19 protein-coding genes are annotated in these 15,676 nt (G+C 65.5%); 6 read left to right on the forward strand and 13 right to left on the reverse strand.

Annotated elements, in window-relative coordinates; genetic code table 11:
- Window positions 1-16: 16 nt before the first annotated feature.
- The 7 genes from raiA to ASF90_RS10845 form a co-directional block, all read right to left on the reverse strand.
- On the reverse strand, window positions 17-334 hold the full coding sequence (gene raiA / locus ASF90_RS10815; protein ID WP_011037930.1) for a ribosome-associated translation inhibitor RaiA: 318 nt from the start codon (window positions 332-334) through the stop codon (window positions 17-19).
- Between the two features lie 87 nt (window positions 335-421).
- Entirely contained in the window at window positions 422-1,861 is a 1,440-nt protein-coding gene (locus ASF90_RS10820) for an RNA polymerase factor sigma-54 (RefSeq protein ID WP_055849558.1), read from the reverse strand.
- Window positions 1,862-1,901: 40 nt separating this feature from the next.
- Window positions 1,902-2,621: an LPS export ABC transporter ATP-binding protein gene (lptB, locus tag ASF90_RS10825; RefSeq protein WP_055849562.1), complete on the reverse strand. Its 720-nt coding sequence runs from the start codon at window positions 2,619-2,621 to the stop codon at window positions 1,902-1,904.
- A complete protein-coding gene (lptA, locus tag ASF90_RS10830) occupies window positions 2,621-3,175 on the reverse strand; it encodes a lipopolysaccharide transport periplasmic protein LptA (RefSeq protein WP_115513511.1) in 555 nt (184 codons plus the stop codon). Before lptA ends, lptB begins: the two co-directional genes overlap by 1 nt.
- Window positions 3,153-3,728 (reverse strand): LPS export ABC transporter periplasmic protein LptC, encoded by a 576-nt coding sequence (gene lptC / locus ASF90_RS10835; RefSeq protein ID WP_055849571.1) that lies wholly within the window; start codon window positions 3,726-3,728, stop codon window positions 3,153-3,155. Before lptC ends, lptA begins: the two co-directional genes overlap by 23 nt.
- Window positions 3,725-4,273, reverse strand: a complete 549-nt coding sequence (locus tag ASF90_RS10840) for an HAD family hydrolase (protein WP_055849574.1) — start codon at window positions 4,271-4,273, stop codon at window positions 3,725-3,727. The genes lptC and ASF90_RS10840 overlap by 4 nt, the downstream gene beginning before the upstream one ends.
- Before the next feature lie 48 nt (window positions 4,274-4,321).
- Window positions 4,322-5,323: a KpsF/GutQ family sugar-phosphate isomerase gene (locus ASF90_RS10845; RefSeq protein WP_055849578.1), complete on the reverse strand. Its 1,002-nt coding sequence runs from the start codon at window positions 5,321-5,323 to the stop codon at window positions 4,322-4,324.
- A 53-nt stretch (window positions 5,324-5,376) separates the two neighbouring features.
- On the opposite strand from ASF90_RS10845, the gene ASF90_RS10850 reads away from it, so the two are divergent.
- From ASF90_RS10850 to ASF90_RS10860, 3 genes are all read left to right on the forward strand, one after another.
- Complete coding sequence (locus ASF90_RS10850) at window positions 5,377-5,604, forward strand: BolA family protein (RefSeq protein WP_017157709.1); 228 nt, start codon at window positions 5,377-5,379, stop codon at window positions 5,602-5,604.
- Between the two features lie 131 nt (window positions 5,605-5,735).
- Complete coding sequence (gene murA / locus ASF90_RS10855) at window positions 5,736-7,010, forward strand: UDP-N-acetylglucosamine 1-carboxyvinyltransferase (protein ID WP_055849581.1); 1,275 nt, start codon at window positions 5,736-5,738, stop codon at window positions 7,008-7,010.
- Window positions 7,007-7,330, forward strand: coding sequence for a hypothetical protein (locus tag ASF90_RS10860; RefSeq protein ID WP_055849585.1), 324 nt, complete (start codon window positions 7,007-7,009; stop codon window positions 7,328-7,330). Before murA ends, ASF90_RS10860 begins: the two co-directional genes overlap by 4 nt.
- 867 nt (window positions 7,331-8,197) lie before the next feature.
- On the opposite strand, the gene ASF90_RS10865 is transcribed toward ASF90_RS10860, so the two are convergent.
- From ASF90_RS10865 to purM, 6 genes are all read right to left on the reverse strand, one after another.
- Window positions 8,198-8,881 (reverse strand): DUF3108 domain-containing protein, encoded by a 684-nt coding sequence (locus ASF90_RS10865; RefSeq protein ID WP_055849588.1) that lies wholly within the window; start codon window positions 8,879-8,881, stop codon window positions 8,198-8,200.
- A 2-nt stretch (window positions 8,882-8,883) separates the two neighbouring features.
- Window positions 8,884-9,702 (reverse strand): DUF3108 domain-containing protein, encoded by an 819-nt coding sequence (locus ASF90_RS10870; protein ID WP_055849592.1) that lies wholly within the window; start codon window positions 9,700-9,702, stop codon window positions 8,884-8,886.
- Window positions 9,703-9,767: 65 nt separating this feature from the next.
- Complete coding sequence (purN, locus tag ASF90_RS10875; protein ID WP_055849595.1) at window positions 9,768-10,436, reverse strand: phosphoribosylglycinamide formyltransferase; 669 nt, start codon at window positions 10,434-10,436, stop codon at window positions 9,768-9,770.
- Window positions 10,423-11,040 carry a DUF2238 domain-containing protein gene (locus ASF90_RS10880; protein ID WP_055850388.1) on the reverse strand — a complete coding sequence of 206 codons (618 nt, stop codon included), beginning with the start codon at window positions 11,038-11,040 and terminating at the stop codon, window positions 10,423-10,425. The genes purN and ASF90_RS10880 overlap by 14 nt, the downstream gene beginning before the upstream one ends.
- A 22-nt stretch (window positions 11,041-11,062) precedes the next feature.
- A complete protein-coding gene (locus tag ASF90_RS10885) occupies window positions 11,063-11,521 on the reverse strand; it encodes a hypothetical protein (RefSeq protein WP_055849598.1) in 459 nt (152 codons plus the stop codon).
- 15 nt (window positions 11,522-11,536) lie between these two features.
- A complete protein-coding gene (gene purM / locus ASF90_RS10890) occupies window positions 11,537-12,670 on the reverse strand; it encodes a phosphoribosylformylglycinamidine cyclo-ligase (protein ID WP_193552603.1) in 1,134 nt (377 codons plus the stop codon).
- A gap of 22 nt (window positions 12,671-12,692) precedes the next feature.
- Between purM and ASF90_RS10895 the strand changes: the two genes are divergently transcribed.
- Genes ASF90_RS10895 through hda form a run of 3 tightly spaced genes read left to right on the forward strand, consistent with a single transcriptional unit; the run spans window position 12,693 to window position 15,669 of the window.
- Window positions 12,693-13,805: a DUF2066 domain-containing protein gene (locus tag ASF90_RS10895; protein WP_055849603.1), complete on the forward strand. Its 1,113-nt coding sequence runs from the start codon at window positions 12,693-12,695 to the stop codon at window positions 13,803-13,805.
- The gene (locus ASF90_RS10900; RefSeq protein ID WP_055849604.1) at window positions 13,802-14,971 is read left to right on the forward strand and encodes an AI-2E family transporter; all 1,170 of its coding nucleotides are present in this window, start codon (window positions 13,802-13,804) and stop codon (window positions 14,969-14,971) included. Before ASF90_RS10895 ends, ASF90_RS10900 begins: the two co-directional genes overlap by 4 nt.
- Window positions 14,968-15,669 carry a DnaA regulatory inactivator Hda gene (gene hda / locus ASF90_RS10905; protein ID WP_055849606.1) on the forward strand — a complete coding sequence of 234 codons (702 nt, stop codon included), beginning with the start codon at window positions 14,968-14,970 and terminating at the stop codon, window positions 15,667-15,669. Before ASF90_RS10900 ends, hda begins: the two co-directional genes overlap by 4 nt.
- The last annotated feature ends 7 nt before the right edge of the window (window positions 15,670-15,676 follow it).

The raw sequence follows: 15,676 nt of genomic DNA on the forward strand, positions 1-15,676 counted from the left end.
CATCAAGCGGGAAGCGTCATGCGGGATTGTCGCGCACCTCGCGTGCGTGGTGGTTACATTTCTTTTCTTTGTGCTTGAGCACCAGGCGGTCGAGCTTGTCGACCAGCAGGTCGATGGCCGCATACATGGTGGAGCCGCTGGCATCCGCGTGCAGGGTGCGACCGGGAAGGTTGACGGTGGCGACCACGTGGTGGTCTGGCTTGCGAACCGCCAGCTGCGTTCGAACTTCGCAGTGCTGGTCGAAATGGCGCTGCAGTCGCTGCAGCTTGCTTGCCACGTAGTCCCGCAGGGCGGGGGTCACTTCAAGCTGGTGGCCATACGTCTCGATGCGCATCGGATACCTCCATTGGTCGGTGGGCCAATGAACCGTTCCGGTGATCCGACTAACCCGGCGCAGGCCGGCGTTGCGGTGGTTGCAACGTCAGGCGATGCGTACGCGTTCGTGGGAGGCGGAAATGTTCATGGCCTCACGATACTTCGCAACGGTGCGCCGCGCCACTGGTACGCCGGAAGTTTTCAACAGATCTGCCAACTTGGCGTCCGACAAGGGTTTGCGCGGGTTTTCTGCGTCGATCAGGCGCCGGATCATGGCCTGGATGGCGGTGCTGGACGCTTCGCCGCCGCTGTCGGTGTCGATGCCGGAGGCAAAGAACGAGCGCAGCGCGATGGTGCCGCGCGGGGTGCGCACGTATTTGCGGGCAATGGCGCGGGAAATGGTGGACTCATGCAGGCCGAGCTCGCCGGCGATCTCGCGCAGGGTCAGCGGGCGCAGCGCCTGCGCGCCGAATTCCAGAAACCCGGCCTGGTGCTGCAACAGGCAGCGCACCACCCGCAGCAGGGTTTCGCCACGAGCTTCCAGGCTCTTGAGCAGCCAGCGGGCCTCCTGCAATTGCCCGCGCAGATAGCCGGCGTCGGATTCGCCGCAGCTGCGGATCAGGTTCTCGTAGCCGCGATGGATGGTGACCTTGGGCTGCGAGCGGCCGGCCAGCGACGCGCGCCAGACGCCGCGCTGGCGCCAGATCACGCAGTCGGGCACCACGTAGGTGTCCTGCGACAGGTCGCCGATCTGCTTGCCGGGGCGCGGGTCCAGCGAGCGCACCAACTGCACAGCCTGTTCGACATCGGCGGCGGAGCGTTTGAGTTCGTGCGCCAGGCCGGGCACACCGGCACGCGGCAGCCGTTCCAGCGGGCCGGCGACGATCTGCAGCGCCAGGTCGCGCCCCGGGATGGCCGGGTCGAGCACCGCCAGCTGCAGCGCCAGACACTCGCCCAGCGTGCGCGCACCCACCCCGACCGGGTCGAAACGCTGGATCTGATGCAGCACGGTCAGCACTTCCGCCTCGTCCACCGCAGCGCCCAGCGCCAGTGTTTCGAGAATGGCCGACAGCGGTTCGCGCAGATAACCGTCTTCGTCCAGCGCATCGATCAGCATCGCGCCAATCTGGCGGTCGCGTGGCGACAACGGTGACAGGTGCAGCTGCCACAGCAGATGGTCGGCCAGGGTTTCCGATTCGGCCACGCGCTCGGCGGCATCGCCGGACTCGTCATCGTCGAAACTGCCACCGCTGCCCGAGCCGGTCCACTGCAGTTCGTCCTGCGACCAATCGTCGTCGCGTTCGGCCGGCGCCGGTTCTTCGCGCTGGGGTTCCTCGCTGGACGAGGACGGCGAGGACTCCACCGGTGTATCGCCGGCCGCATGCGCGGCTTCGTCGGCCCATTCCAGCAGCGGGTTGGTTTCCACCGCTTCGGCGATTTCCAGTTCCAGCTCGGTGGTGGACATCTGCAATAGCTTGATCGCCTGACGCAATTGCGGCGTCATGACCAGCTGCTGTCCTAGCGATGTCTGAAGCCGGGCTTTCATGCGGGCACTGACTGGAAGAATCGATGGCGCGGCGACGCGCTCAAAGGCGGAAAGTTTCCCCCAAATACACGCGACGGACGTCGGGATTGGCTAGCAGCGCGTCCGGTGCCCCCTGCGCCAGCACGCCCCCCTCGGCGAGGATATACGCGCGGTCGCAGATTCCCAAGGTCTCGCGCACGTTGTGATCGGTGATCAGCACGCCGATGCCGCGTTCCTTGAGGTGAATGATGATGCGCTGGATCTCGCCGACTGAAATCGGGTCCACGCCGGCAAACGGTTCGTCCAGCAACATCATGCGCGGCTTTGCGGCCAGCGCGCGGGCAATCTCGCAGCGGCGGCGCTCGCCACCGGAGAGGCTGGCGCCGAGCTGATCGGCCACGTGGGTGATCTGCAATTCTTCCAGCAGCGAAACCAGTTCCTTCTCGCGGCCGGCGGTGTCCAGTTCCTCGCGCAGCTCCAGCACCAGCCGGATGTTGTCGGCCACGGTGAGCTTGCGGAAGATCGACGGTTCCTGCGGCAGGTACCCCACGCCGAGCTTGGCGCGTGCGTACATCGGCTCGGCGGTAAGGTCGCGTCCATCCAGTTCGATGCGCCCGGCGTCGGCTTCGACCAGGCCCACGATCATGTAGAAGCAGGTGGTCTTGCCGGCGCCGTTGGGGCCGAGCAGGCCGACCACTTCGCCGGCCTCGAGCGTGAGGCCGAACTCCTTGACCACTTCGCGTTGCTTGTACTTCTTGCGCAGACCGGTGGCGACCAGCATTACTTCTTCCCCTGCGGCTTGGCAGCAGGCTTGGCGGCCGGTGCCGGCGTTGCCGCGGCGGGGGCTGCATTTTTGGGCTGAATGATGGTGCGCACGCGGCTGCCATCGCCGCCGCTCTGCATATTGCCGGTCTTGGTGTTGTAGACCATGCGCTGGCCGGCGTTGGTGCCCTTGGGCGAGTCGACCTTGTAGTTGCCGGTCAGAATGATGATCTCGTCGGCGACCTTGTATTCGATGTTGTCGGCCTGGCCGTTCATCATCGCGCCGTCGTCCATTTGCTGCTTGAGCGTGGCCTGCTTGCCGTTGAGCACCACACGGTCGGTCTGGCCGTTCTTCTGGAAGATGTCGGCGGTATCGGCGTGGATTTCCAGCGTGCCCTGGGTGATCACCACATTGCCGCTGAAGCGGCACTTGCCGCTGTCGTCGAGCATGTTGCAATCGTTGGCATTGGAGTCGATCGCCATCGGCTGATTGCGATCGCTGGTCTTGGCCATCGCCATGGCAGGCAACAGCAGCGCGGCAAACGCCAGTTTAGCGGGCAGCATTCGGTTCATAGCGGGTCTTGACCTGAGAAAGGAGCTTGTACTGGCGTGATTTGAGATCGGCCTCGAAGCCGACCCCGCTTTGCATGATACCCGGCCGGCGCATGGTCACCGGAGCAGCGGTCTTGGCGAGGTTTTGCTGCGGAAACACGTCCAGACTCTCGGTGCGGAAGGTGGTGGGCGGCGTCGCGCCGGCGGTCGGGCTGTCGCCTTGGACATCGCCGCGCAAGCGCAGCTCGTCGCCCTTGGGGCTGACCCAGCCGGTTTTGGCGCGTAGCGTCCACGGCTGGTTGGCGTTGTCGGGCAGCAGAAACACCGGCGTGGTGATGTCGGAGGTCTGATCGGCGCGGTTGCGGTGCATTTCCGGCGCGCGCAGCGTCATCGATTCCTTGCCGCTCTGCTTGTCCAGGGCGATCAGTTCGAAGTCGCGCAGCACGTAGTCGACCTTCGACTCGTCCACCGCTGCCGCAACCGGGCGCGCGCGCTGCTGCCATGCCGACCAGCCGGAGATGGCGGCCGCAGCAAACAATACGACGCCTAGCGTGGTGCGCCAGTTCAAGTTCATGCGGAAAACCTTTCGATGATGCCCTCGACCTGGCCTTGCGCGGCGAGCACCACATCGCAGACCTCACGGGCGGCGCCTTCGCCGCCACGGGCCTGGGTGTGCCACTGCACGCGCTCGGCGATCCAGGGGTGCGCATTGGCCGGTGCCACCGGCAGGCCTACTGCCAGTAACGCCGGCAGGTCGGGCAGGTCGTCGCCCATGAACAACACCTGGTCCAGCGACAGGCCGTGTTCCTGGCACAGCGCCAGCACCGCCAGGCGCTTGTTCTTGACCCCGATCTGCACGTGCAGGCCCAGATCCTGGCCGCGCTTTTCCGCCGACAGGCTGGCGCGCGCGGTGATCAGCGCCACGTGGATGCCGGCATGGTCCAGCTGTTTGAGGCCCTGGCCGTCGAGCACATTGAATGACTTGCTCTCATTGCCGGCGTGGTCGTAGTACAGGCGCCCGTCGGTCAGGGTGCCGTCGACGTCGAAACAGGCCAGGCGGATACGCGCGGCGCGTTCGATCAGCTCGGCGGGGAGGTGCTGCAAAGGAGAGTAGGGCATCGGCACGAATGAGTGAGAACGGGGTTCCGCGATTGAAAACTGAACCTGTTAAACCACCTTGGCGCGCAACAGGTCGTGAATGTTCAATGCGCCGACGGCGCGCTGCTGCGCGTCCACCACGATCAGGCCATTGATCTTGTAGTCCTCCATCAGCCGCGCGGCCTCGGCGGCCAGCTGGTCGGCGCCGATGGTGCGTGGGTTGCGCGTCATCACCTCGGCAATGCCGGCGCTGCGCACGTCGATGTCGCTATCCAGCGCGCGGCGCAGGTCGCCGTCGGTAAATAGCCCGATCAGGCGACCGTCGTTGTCGACCACCGCCGTCATGCCCAGGCGCTTGCGGCTCATTTCCATCAGCGCCTGGCTCAGGCTGGCATCTTCGCGCACGCTGGGCAGGTCATCGCCGCCGTGCATGACGTCGGTGATGTGCAGCAGCAGGCGCCGGCCCAGGCTGCCGGCCGGATGCGAGCGCGCAAAGTCGTCGGCGGTGAAACCGCGCGCATCCAGCAGCGCCACCGCCAGCGCATCGCCCATCGCCAGCGAGGCAGTGGTGCTGGAGGTCGGTGCCAGGTGCAGCGGGCAGGCCTCGGCGGAGACGCTGACATCCAGGTGCACGTCGGCGGCCAGGGCCAGACTGGAGCCGGGGCGGCCGGTCATGGCGATGATCGGGTTGCCCTGGCGCTTGAGCACCGGCAGCAGCATGCGCACTTCGTCCGATTCGCCCGAATACGACAGCGCCAGCACGATATCGGCCTCGGTGATCATGCCCAGGTCGCCATGCCCGGCTTCGCCGGGATGCACGAAGAACGCCGGGGTGCCGGTGGAGGCCAGGGTGGCGGCGATCTTGCGCGCGATATGGCCGGATTTGCCCATGCCGGTGGCCACCACCCGCCCGCGCGACGCCAGCACCAGCCGGCAGGCCGCGGCGAACGCGCTGCCGATGCGCGCGCCCACGCTGGCGAGGGCTTCACGCTCGATCTCCAGCACGCGCTGGCCGCTGGCGACCAGGCTGGCGTCGCTGACGGTGGCGGTGGGCAGGTGCGAGACGGCCATGCGGGACTCGGGTGAAGAGTAGAATGTGCGCTCATTTTATGAGGAAACGCCCTGTGGACGCCGAAACCATCCGTAAACTCATCGAATCCGGCTTGCCCGAAGCCCGCGTCGACGTGCACGGCGACGACGGTGTGCACTTCGAGGCGACCGTGGTCAGCCCGGCATTTGCCGGCAAGGCTCCGTTGGCGCGCCACCGCATGGTCTACGCGACCCTGGGCGATTTGATGGGTGGCGCGATCCACGCGCTGCAGCTCAAGACGCTGACCCCCGACGAAGGCTGAGCGGCGCCGTCGGGCAGGCAGGCCCCGGCCGCAGTGCCGCCGGGTCGCGTCGTCCGGCACGCCGTTGTCTCAGTTCTTAATTCCGCGATATCTCATTCCCCCGACATCTCTTTCGGATCTCCCAAGCTCCCATGGCAAAAATCGTAGTGACCGGCGGCCAAGCGCTGCATGGCGAAGTCAATATTTCCGGCGCCAAGAACGCAGTGCTGCCGATCCTGTGCGCCACCCTGCTGGCCGATGCGCCGGTGGAAATCAGTAACGTGCCGCACCTGCACGATGTGATCACCACGGTAAAGCTGCTCAGCGAGCTGGGCGCCGAGGTCACCATCGACGAAGGCACGCTGGCCAAGGGCCGCTCGATCCTGGTCGACCCGCGCTCGGTGACCCATCAGGTTGCCCCGTACGAGCTGGTCAAGACCATGCGCGCCTCGATCCTGGTGCTGGGCCCGCTGCTGGCGCGCTACGGCACCGCCGAAGTGTCGCTGCCCGGCGGTTGCGCGATCGGTTCGCGCCCGGTGGACCAGCACATCAAAGGCCTGCAGGCGCTGGGTGCGGAGATCAGCGTAGAGAACGGCTACATCAAGGCCACTAGCAATGGGCGTCTGAAGGGCGGCCGGTACGTGTTCGACATGGTCAGCGTCACCGGCACCGAAAACGTGCTGATGGCCGCCGTGCTGGCTGAAGGCACCACGGTGCTGGAAAACGCGGCGATGGAGCCGGAGGTCACCGACCTTGCCGACTGCCTGATCGCGCTCGGTGCGCAGATCGAAGGTGCCGGTACGCCGCGCATCGTGGTGCACGGCGTCGAGCGTCTGGGGGGCGGGCACCACGCGGTGCTGCCGGATCGCATCGAAACCGGCACCTTCCTGGTCGCTGCGGCGATGACCGGTGGCAGCGTCACAGTGCGTCGCGCGCGTCCGGACACCCTGGATGCGGTGCTGGACAAGCTCACCGAAGCCGGCGCCACCATCACCACCACCGCCGACAGCGTCACCCTGGACATGCACGGCAAGCGCCCGCGCGCGGTCAATCTGACCACCGCGCCGTACCCGGCGTTTCCCACCGACATGCAGGCGCAATTCATGGCGCTCAACTGCGTGGCCGACGGCGTGGGCGTGATCAACGAAACGATCTTCGAAAACCGCTTCATGCACGTCAACGAACTGCTGCGCCTGGGCGCGGATATCCAGGTCGAAGGCCATACCGCGATCGTGCGCGGCGCCGAACGCCTCAGCGGCGCGCCAGTGATGGCGACCGATCTGCGCGCGTCAGCCTCGTTGATCCTGGCCGGGCTGGTGGCCGATGGCGACACCACCATCGATCGCATCTACCACCTGGACCGTGGGTACGAAAACATCGAGGAGAAGCTGGGGGCGCTGGGTGCGACCATCCAGCGCATCGCATGATCCTGCGCGGGCGCTTCACCACCCGACGCAAGATTCTGCTTGGCGTGATCGTGCTGATCCTGGCGTGGCTGGCCTACGCCTGGAGCGTGGGCATGGCCATCACCCAGGGCGTCGAGTTCAAGGACATGGACTGGAACGGCGACGGCAACGCCAGCCGCAACGAGATCGCGCAATCGTTCTACGCGGTGGCGGTAAAAAAGACCGTCGAAGGCAAGCGCCATTGCGATCTGTTCTATTGGCGCAAGAACGACGCGCAGATTCGCGTGGATTGCCGCACGGTGTTCAGTACCGGCGATGACAAGGCTGCTGCCAAGCCCTGAGAAGTGATAGCTGCGTGCGGATGGATCACCACTGGAGCAAGTGATAGGTCAGCGCGGACATATCACTTGTGAAGCGGCTGATCTGCGGCTTCGTTGCAGGGTCCTTGCCCGCCCACCATCGCGAGACACGCCGCAAGTACGTCCGTGTAAGCTCTTACGCGGCATCCATGCCGCGTAAGGTCCCGCGACGGTGGGCGGGCAAGAACCAGTCATGATGGTCGGTGTGCATGGTGCAAGCAGTGCATGAGGTGCTTCTGATGCGCTGAATCTCATGTAGTTGCGGCCGTACTCGCAAGCCAATGCAACCCGCGAGATGGCAACCTTTTACTTGGCTACCGACCAACTTCCTGGTGCGGTGTCCTCGCCGCTTGCGGGACCGTGTGGCGGCATGGATGCCGCCACCGAGCCCCCAGGGACGGGTTCACGGCGTGTCCCGCGAGCGGTGAGGGCATCGCGCCCTCGACGCCGCGAGTTTGCTGCAGAGCCCTTACCCGCTCACCATCGCAGGACACGCTGCAAGCACGTCCTTGCAAGCTCTTATGCGGCATTGCATTGATGCCGCGTAAGGTGCCTCGGCGGTGAGCGGACAATGACCCGTCGAGATGATCGGTGTGCATGTTTTCAACAAAACAACCGACTAACTCTCTGGCGCGGTGTCCTCACCGCTTGCGGGACCGTGTGGCGGCATGGATGCCGCCACCGAGCCTCCAAGGAAGGATTCACGGCGTGTCCCGCGAGCGGTGAGGGCATCGCGCCCTCGACTCAGTAAGCGTTTGACTGCACTAAAACGACTTTACGACTGCACTAAATGACTTTACGACCGGGACGATGGTGGCAATCAGTCCTTTGGTCGACGGTTTGACGCGCTTAACGCAGCGACTTGATGGTCAGGTCCAGCGCGTCCTGACCCTTTTCCTTCTGCAACAGACGCGCCGGCACCGGCAGGTCCTTGACCACCCAGGCGATCAATTCCTTGTCGCCATCCACGCGCGAAACCTTGGTGGCCTGTTCCTGCTTGCCGTTGACGGTGATGGTTTCCTTGCCGATCACCTTGTAGCTCATCGGTTTGATGCGGCCTTCGTCCACCATGCGGTAGTTGAGCGGCTTGCCGGCGGCCACATCGCGGGTGATCGCCAGGTTGATCAACAACGCGTCCATGTCGCCCGGCTGCAGTTTGACCGGACCGCGGCGGTCCGGCTTGATATCGCCGCCCCAGGTCGCCTGGCTGGTTTTCCAGTCGTAATTGGCGGTGACGTTGCGACGCTTGACCATCATCGACGAGGTGTCGTTGCTGCTGACCGGGCGCAGCTGGCCACTGGTTTCTTCGAACACTGTGCTCTGGGTCAGATTGGCCAGCTGGTTCTGGATGGTCAGCGTGTAGCGCCACTGGTTGGCGCCGGCCGCGGCCAGCGTCATCGTGCCGTTGGCCTGCATGCCCATGTAATTGGCGGAGTAATCGGCCTGGAATGGCTGCATCGCGAATGCCGGCAGGCTGGCCACGGCCAGTGCGGCGGCAGCGATCAAGGCGCTGGTGCGAGAGAAGGTTTTCATGGTCACACTCCTTGGTATTCGACCAGGCGGAGATCGACCTGATCCTCACCTTTGTCACGTTGCAGGATGCGCACCGGAGTCGGAACCCCGTTGGCGATCCAGAGGATGGTTTCGTTGTCGCCGCTGTTGACGCGGTACACGCGCAACGCGTCGTAGCTCAGGTCGCCGACCTGCACCACCTCGGTGGTGTCGGCGGCGCGGTAATCGTATTTGCGCACCCGGCCCACATCGACATAGCGGTAGCTCAGGCTGCGGCCGGGCTGCGCATCGCGCATCAGCGACAAATTCAACGACAGTGCGCTTTGATCGCCGTGCTGCAGTGGAATGGGTTGCTGACGCTCTTTCTTCAGGTCGCCGTCCCACTGCGCTGTGCCGGCTTGCCAGTTGTAGACGCCGGTGACTTTTTTGCCGAAGAACATCGCCTTGCGCACGGTGCTCTGGCTCAACGGCACATAGGTGTCGCCATCGACGCGAAACACCGTGCTCTGTTCCAGGTTCAAGCCCAGGATGCTGGCGAAGCCCTTGCGGCCGCGGACCGACATGTCGATGCGCCACTGGCTGCCTTCGCCGTGGCTGACCTGCATGGTGGCATCGCCGGCCTCCTTGCCGCGGTAGAACGCCTGGTAGGTCGCCACGAAAGGCTCCAGCGGCGGCGGCGTCCAGGTGCTTGCCGGCAGCGCGGGGGCAACCGGCGGAGCAGACGTGGCAGGTGTTTGCGCGGCAGCTGCCGGCGGGGCCGCTGCCTGTTGCGCACGGCCTGCGCCGGCCTGGCAAAGCAGGGCCGTGGTCAACAGCGCGGCGGCGATCGGGATGGCTTTCATGCGCGGGAGCTGAGGCACGGGGCCACAAGGATGTCCGAGACGGGATGAGGGGGGCGTATCCGCATTCAGGCGAGCGCGGCGTCAGCGGACTCTAGTCGTAGTGGCGTAAACAGGCACTGACCGTCGACATGCACCGCATCGCCGTCCACCTGCAGGCGTCCGCTGGCCAGCAGGTCCAGTGTGGCGAGCAGCAGTGGGTGCTCGCGGGCCAGAACGCGTGCGGCCAATTGCTCGGCGCTGTCGCCGGGGAGCACCGGCACGTGGGCCTGTGCTATCACGCTGCCTGCATCCAGTTCGGGTACCACCAGATGCACGCTGGCGCCGTGCTCGGTATCGCCGGCCTCCAGCGCGCGGGTATGGGTGTGCAAGCCACGGTACTTGGGCAGCAGGGACGGGTGGATATTGAGCATGCGCCCGGCAAAGCGCCGCACCAATGGCTCACCCAGAATGCGCATGTAGCCGGCGCAGATGACCCAGTCCGGTTGTACGGCGGCGATGGCATCGCCCAGCGCAGCGTCGAAGGTGTCGCGGTCGGCGAAGTCGCGCGGGCTGGCGCTCCAACGGCGCGCTGCGTCCATTTTTTGAAGCGCCGGCGCCTGCGGACGGTCGGAAAACACCCCGACCACTTCTGCGTGCAAGCGCCCGCTGGCGATCGCGTCAAGGATGGCCTGCAGATTGCTGCCGCGGCCGGAGGCCAGCACGGCCAGGCGCAGGCGGGGATCAGTTGCGAGCATTGAACAGTGTCCTCACCGCGGGGTAGGCCGCCAGGCTGCCGAGGGTTGCCAGCAGCATGTCGGTGTGCGCGTCCCAGGGGTCGCCTTGCTGGCCGTTGTAGGCCTCGGCGGCCTGTGGCGACAGCAGCAGCGCAATGCCCCACTCGAACCACTCGTAGACCAGGCTGACGCACATGATGCTCATCACCGTCAGCGCGAAGGCCTGCCGCAGCGTCAGGCGGGACCACAGCCGCAACGCCAGTTGCGCAATGGCCGGCGTGAAGCACAGCCCGAACAGCAGGTGGATCAAGCGGTCGAAATGATTGCGCGTCCAGCCGAACGTGGCGCTGGGCGACCAGTGCACTAACTGCATGCTCCATTGCTCGTAGGGCACGTTGGAATACAGCCAGCGCGCGCCGATGCAGTGCAATCCGATAAACACGCAGATCGCCACGAAGGCGGCGTTCTCCAGCGGCCAGCGACGGTCGGCCCACACCAGTGCGATCAACCCGATCACGGTCAGCGAACTATGCAAGGCCTGTTCGACCGGCCATAGCGGTGCGATCCAGCTCGCCAGGAACACCGCGATGGTGACGGTCAACGCAGCCGGTTTGGCACGGCGCAGGGCCCGGGTGATCACGTGGCTCTCAGGCGGCGGTTGCGGCAGGGCCGAACAGTGCCTTGACCTGAGGGCGCAACAAGGTGACCAGCGTAAAGACGCCAAGCACGGTGCCGAACGGCATGAAGGAGCACGAAATGCCGGCCACGACCAGACACAGCAGATGCCGCCGGCGCTGGGCGATACAACGGCCGGCATAGGCCATGAAGCCGGCCAGGGTCAGGCCGCAGATGATGATCGCGGCCGCAAACACCACGAAGATCCAGCCGAACATCCGCATCTCGTCCGGTGCCGTTTCGCCGTTGTTGCCGTTCATCGGCAAGTGCCCGGTGACGATGGCCAGCCCCATGAACAGATGGATCAGCGGAAACAGCGAAAACAGCGCGGTGATGCCGGCCAGCAAGTAATGAAAGATCGACAGCAGCTTGAGGTGCTGCAGGTCATCGGCGCTGGCCGGCGTCGGCAGTGCAGGTGTGAAAGCGTCCATGCAGGTCTCCTTGGCTCAGCCAATCCGCACGCGTTCGTCGCCGTGCGCAGCGACCACGTGGCCAATGCGCCAATGCGCCAGCGATTGCGCGTCCAGCCCCTGTTCCAGCGTGGCGGCCTGCTCGGGCGAGGCGATCAGCACAAAGCCGATGCCGCAGTTGAAGGTGCGCCACATTTCGGCATCGGCCACCGCACCTTCGCGCTGCAGCCAGGCGAACACCGGCGGCAAGGTCCATGCCTTGGCATCGATGTCCAGGCCCAGGCCGTCGGGAATCACGCGGATGATGTTTTCGGTGAGCCCGCCGCCGGTGATGTGCGCCATGGCATGGATCGTTTCGCCGTGTGACTTGAGCAACGCCAGTACCGGCTTGACGTACAGTGCGGTCGGCGCCATCAGTGCGTCGATCAGTTTGGTGCCGTCGTCCAGTACGTGCTCTGCCGGCGCGCCAGCACGTTCGTAGATCTTGCGGATCAGCGAATACCCGTTGGAATGCGGGCCGGAAGACGCGATGCCGATCAGCACATCGCCCTCGCGCACCTGCGCGCCGTCCAGCAGCTGCGACTTTTCCACCGCACCCACGGTGAAGCCGGCCAGGTCGTATTCGCCGGGCGGGTACATGTCGGGCATTTCGGCGGTTTCGCCACCGATCAAGGCGCAACCTGATAGCTCGCAGCCGCGCGCGATGCCACCGACCACCGCTGCGGCGGTGTCCACGTCGAGCTTGCCGGTGGCGAAGTAGTCCAGGAAGAACAGCGGCTCGGCGCCCTGCACCAGCACGTCGTTGACGCACATGCCGACCAGGTCGATGCCGATGGTGTCGTGGCGGCCCAGTTGCTGCGCCAGCTTGAGCTTGGTGCCCACGCCGTCGGTGCCGGAGACCAGCACCGGCTCCTTGTACTTGCCCGACAGGTCGAACAGCGCGCCAAAGCCGCCCAGGCCACCCATCACCTCCGGCCGGAAGCTGCGCTTGACCAGTGGCTTGATGCGTTCGACCAGGGCATTGCCGGCATCGATGTCGACACCCGCGTCGCGGTAGGTCATGGGCGAGGGAGTGGAAGGCGTTGGGCTGGTCACGGGCGTGGGTGGCTCGGCAGTAAAGGCGGCGATTTTAACAGCCACGTTGGCGCTAGCGCCCCATTCGGGCAACAATTCACTCGGATACGCTTACACCATGGAACCGTCGATGCGCCGCAGTCTCGCTTTCTTTCTTGCCCTCGTGGTCGCCATGCCTGTGGTTCCGGCCTTTGCGCAGGCCGATCTGCGCACCGAAGGCGACGTCGCCAAGGCGCAAAGTGCCTACGACGCCGAAGTGCCGGTCAACAGCCAGGGCGAATCCGATCGCCCCGGTGCCCTGGCGCGCGCGCTGGGCGCCGTGCTTGGCAAGGTCTCCGGCGATCGCTCGGTGATGAGCCGACCCGGCGTCCCGCAGGCGCTGCGCAATGCGCCCAACTACGTCGAACACTACGACTACCGCCAGGATCAGGGCACCTCGCGCACGGGTGCGCCGACCTTCCGCACCACCCTGGTCGCGCGTTTTCGCCAGTCCGATGTGGATAGCTTGATCGCCGCGCTCGGCCTGCCGGTCTGGCCGCTGCCACGTCCCAAGCCGGTGCTGTGGCTGGCCATCGATGACGGCAGCGGCCCGCGTCTGGTCGGCGTTTCCCAGGCCAATGCCGCACGCAGCGTGCTGGACCGTGCGATCGAGCGCGGCTACCGGCTTGGCCTGCCGGGCGGAGCGGCCGCCGAGCAGGCGCTGGCCGGTGCGATCTGGCGCAAGGACACCGCCGCGGTGTCGCGCGCGTCGGCCAAATACAGCCCGCCGATGCAGCTGATCGGCAAGCTCTACCGCAATGATGCCGGCTGGACCGCCGACTGGGTGTTCGTGGACAACGGCAACGTGTTGTCCAGCTGGAGCAGCAGCGACGGCGATGCGCGCCGCGCGATGGCGGCCGGTGCCGATGGCGCCGCCGATGCCTTGGTCAAGCGCTACGCCAAGCGCGTTGATTCGGGGGTGCCGGGCGTGTACCGCGCAGTGATCACCGGCATCCACAGCGCCGACGATTACCTGCGGGTCGCCGCCGCACTGCAGAGCGTGTCGGTGGTACGCAGCATTCGCCCGGTCAGCGCCAACGGCGATCGCATGGAGGTAGATCTGGAACTGCTCACGGGTATTTCTGGGCTCAACCGTATGCTCGGCGACAACAGCCCCCTTGTGTCGGTCTCGGTACCGACTGAAGGCCCGATCATTCTCGACAACGAGCACGCCGAGTACCGCCTCAAATGACGTTAACTCCCGAAGCCGAAATCGCTTTATTCCTGCGTCGCCTCAAATGGGTGGCGGTCATTGTCGGCGTGCTGTGGGTGGTCTCGCTGCTGTCCCCGATCCTGACGCCGTTCGTGCTGGCATTGCTGCTGGCCTGGCTGGGCGACCCATTGGTAGACCGCATCGAACGTGCCGGCCGTTCGCGCAACATGGCGGTGGCGTTGGTATTCGTCTTGGCGCTGCTGCTGTTCGTACTGGCGCTGATGATTCTGGTGCCGATGATCGAACGCCAGATCATGACCCTGATCGATGCCTTGCCGCAGATGCGCACCTGGGCAATCAGTACGGCCATTCCGTGGCTGGAAGCCAAGACCGGCGTGGAGCTGATGGGCTGGCTGGATCCGGAGCGTTTGATCGACTGGATCCGCAGCCACTGGGAGCAGGCCGGCGGTGCCGCCAAGACCTTCTTCGGTTACGTGTCGCGCTCGGGCTTTGCGATGGTGACCTGGGTGATCAACCTGGCGTTGCTGCCGATCCTGGCGTTCTACTTTCTGCGCGACTGGGACCGCTTGGTCGAGCGTGTGGCGGCGGTCATCCCGCGTGCCTACATCGGCACCGCGAGCCGGCTGGCGCTGGAATCCAACGACGTGCTGGGTGGCTTCATCCGCGGCCAGTTCCTGGTGATGCTGGCGCTGGGCGCGATCTACGCCACCGGGCTGTCCATCATCGGGCTCAACCTGGGATTGTTGATCGGCATCATTGCCGGCTTCATCAGCTTCATTCCGTATCTGGGCGCGACCACCGGCATCGTGCTCGCGCTGCTGGCGGCCATCGTGCAGGCGCAGGGGCTGGATCTGAAACTGCTGATCGGCGTGGGCGTGGTGTTCACGGTCGGGCAGCTGCTGGAAAGTTATTTGCTCACTCCGCGCATCGTCGGCGACAAGATCGGCCTGCATCCGGTGGCGGTGATCTTTGCGGTGATGGCGGGCGGCCAGTTGTTCGGCTTTCTCGGCATGCTGCTGGCGTTGCCGGTGGCAGCGGTGGCCAACGTGCTGCTGCGGTATGCACATGAGCAGTACACCCGCAGCGACCTGTACGCCGGCGAGCGTGCGGGCATCGTGCTGCAGTCCACCACGGCCGAGCGCAGCGTCATCATCGACCCGACCAAGGACGCAGATCGGTCGTGAGCGTGCCGCAGTTGCCATTGGCGTTGCGCGCGCCATCCGATCAGCGTTTCGATAGTTACATTGCCGCGCCCGAGGGTCTGCTTGCGCAGTTGCAGGCCCTGGCGGTCGGGCAGGTGGGCGATTGGCTTTATCTTGCCGGTCCCGCTGGCACCGGCAAGACGCATCTGGCACTGGCGGTATGCGCAGCGGCCGAGCAGGCCGGGCGGGCAACCGCGTATCTGCCGCTGCACGCAGCAGCCGGCCGACTGCGCGATGCGCTCGAAGCATTGGAGGGACGCAGCCTGGTTGCACTGGACGGCGTTGACAGCATTGCCGGGCAGCGCGACGACGAAGTGGCGCTATTCGATTTCCACAATCGTGCGCGCGCTGCCGGCATCAGCCTGCTCTACACCGCACGGCAGATGCCCGATGGCCTGGCGTTGGTGCTGCCGGATCTGCGTTCGCGGCTGTCGCAATGCATCCGGATCGGATTGCCGGTGCCCGACGATGCGGCGCGCGCCGCAGTGCTGCGTGATCGTGCGCAGCGGCGTGGGCTGGGGCTGGATGACGCGGCGATCGACTGGCTGCTGACGCACAGCGAACGCGAACTTGCCACCTTGGTAGCCTTGCTGGATCGGCTGGATCGCGAGTCGTTGGCGGCCAAACGCCGCATCACGGTGCCATTCCTGCGTCGCGTGCTTGAGTATCGCGGGGCGTAACGCAGCG

It is taken from the genome of Xanthomonas sp. Leaf148, assembly GCF_001423585.1.
Classification (GTDB): domain Bacteria; phylum Pseudomonadota; class Gammaproteobacteria; order Xanthomonadales; family Xanthomonadaceae; genus Xanthomonas.

Bases quoted from the DNA above. Each gene is read 5' to 3' on its own strand.
- raiA (WP_011037930.1), bottom strand. From the start codon at position 334: ATGCGCATCGAGACGTATGGCCACCAGCTTGAAGTGACCCCCGCCCTG.
- ASF90_RS10820 (WP_055849558.1), bottom strand. From the start codon at position 1,861: ATGAAAGCCCGGCTTCAGACATCGCTAGGACAGCAGCTGGTCATGACG.
- lptB (WP_055849562.1), bottom strand. From the start codon at position 2,621: ATGCTGGTCGCCACCGGTCTGCGCAAGAAGTACAAGCAACGCGAAGTG.
- lptA (WP_115513511.1), bottom strand. From the start codon at position 3,175: ATGAACCGAATGCTGCCCGCTAAACTGGCGTTTGCCGCGCTGCTGTTG.
- lptC (WP_055849571.1), bottom strand. From the start codon at position 3,728: ATGAACTTGAACTGGCGCACCACGCTAGGCGTCGTATTGTTTGCTGCG.
- ASF90_RS10840 (WP_055849574.1), bottom strand. From the start codon at position 4,273: ATGCCCTACTCTCCTTTGCAGCACCTCCCCGCCGAGCTGATCGAACGC.
- ASF90_RS10845 (WP_055849578.1), bottom strand. From the start codon at position 5,323: ATGGCCGTCTCGCACCTGCCCACCGCCACCGTCAGCGACGCCAGCCTG.
- murA (WP_055849581.1), top strand. From the start codon at position 5,736: ATGGCAAAAATCGTAGTGACCGGCGGCCAAGCGCTGCATGGCGAAGTC.
- ASF90_RS10860 (WP_055849585.1), top strand. From the start codon at position 7,007: ATGATCCTGCGCGGGCGCTTCACCACCCGACGCAAGATTCTGCTTGGC.
- ASF90_RS10865 (WP_055849588.1), bottom strand. From the start codon at position 8,881: ATGAAAACCTTCTCTCGCACCAGCGCCTTGATCGCTGCCGCCGCACTG.
- ASF90_RS10870 (WP_055849592.1), bottom strand. From the start codon at position 9,702: ATGAAAGCCATCCCGATCGCCGCCGCGCTGTTGACCACGGCCCTGCTT.
- purN (WP_055849595.1), bottom strand. From the start codon at position 10,436: ATGCTCGCAACTGATCCCCGCCTGCGCCTGGCCGTGCTGGCCTCCGGC.
- ASF90_RS10885 (WP_055849598.1), bottom strand. From the start codon at position 11,521: ATGGACGCTTTCACACCTGCACTGCCGACGCCGGCCAGCGCCGATGAC.
- ASF90_RS10895 (WP_055849603.1), top strand. From the start codon at position 12,693: ATGGAACCGTCGATGCGCCGCAGTCTCGCTTTCTTTCTTGCCCTCGTG.
- ASF90_RS10900 (WP_055849604.1), top strand. From the start codon at position 13,802: ATGACGTTAACTCCCGAAGCCGAAATCGCTTTATTCCTGCGTCGCCTC.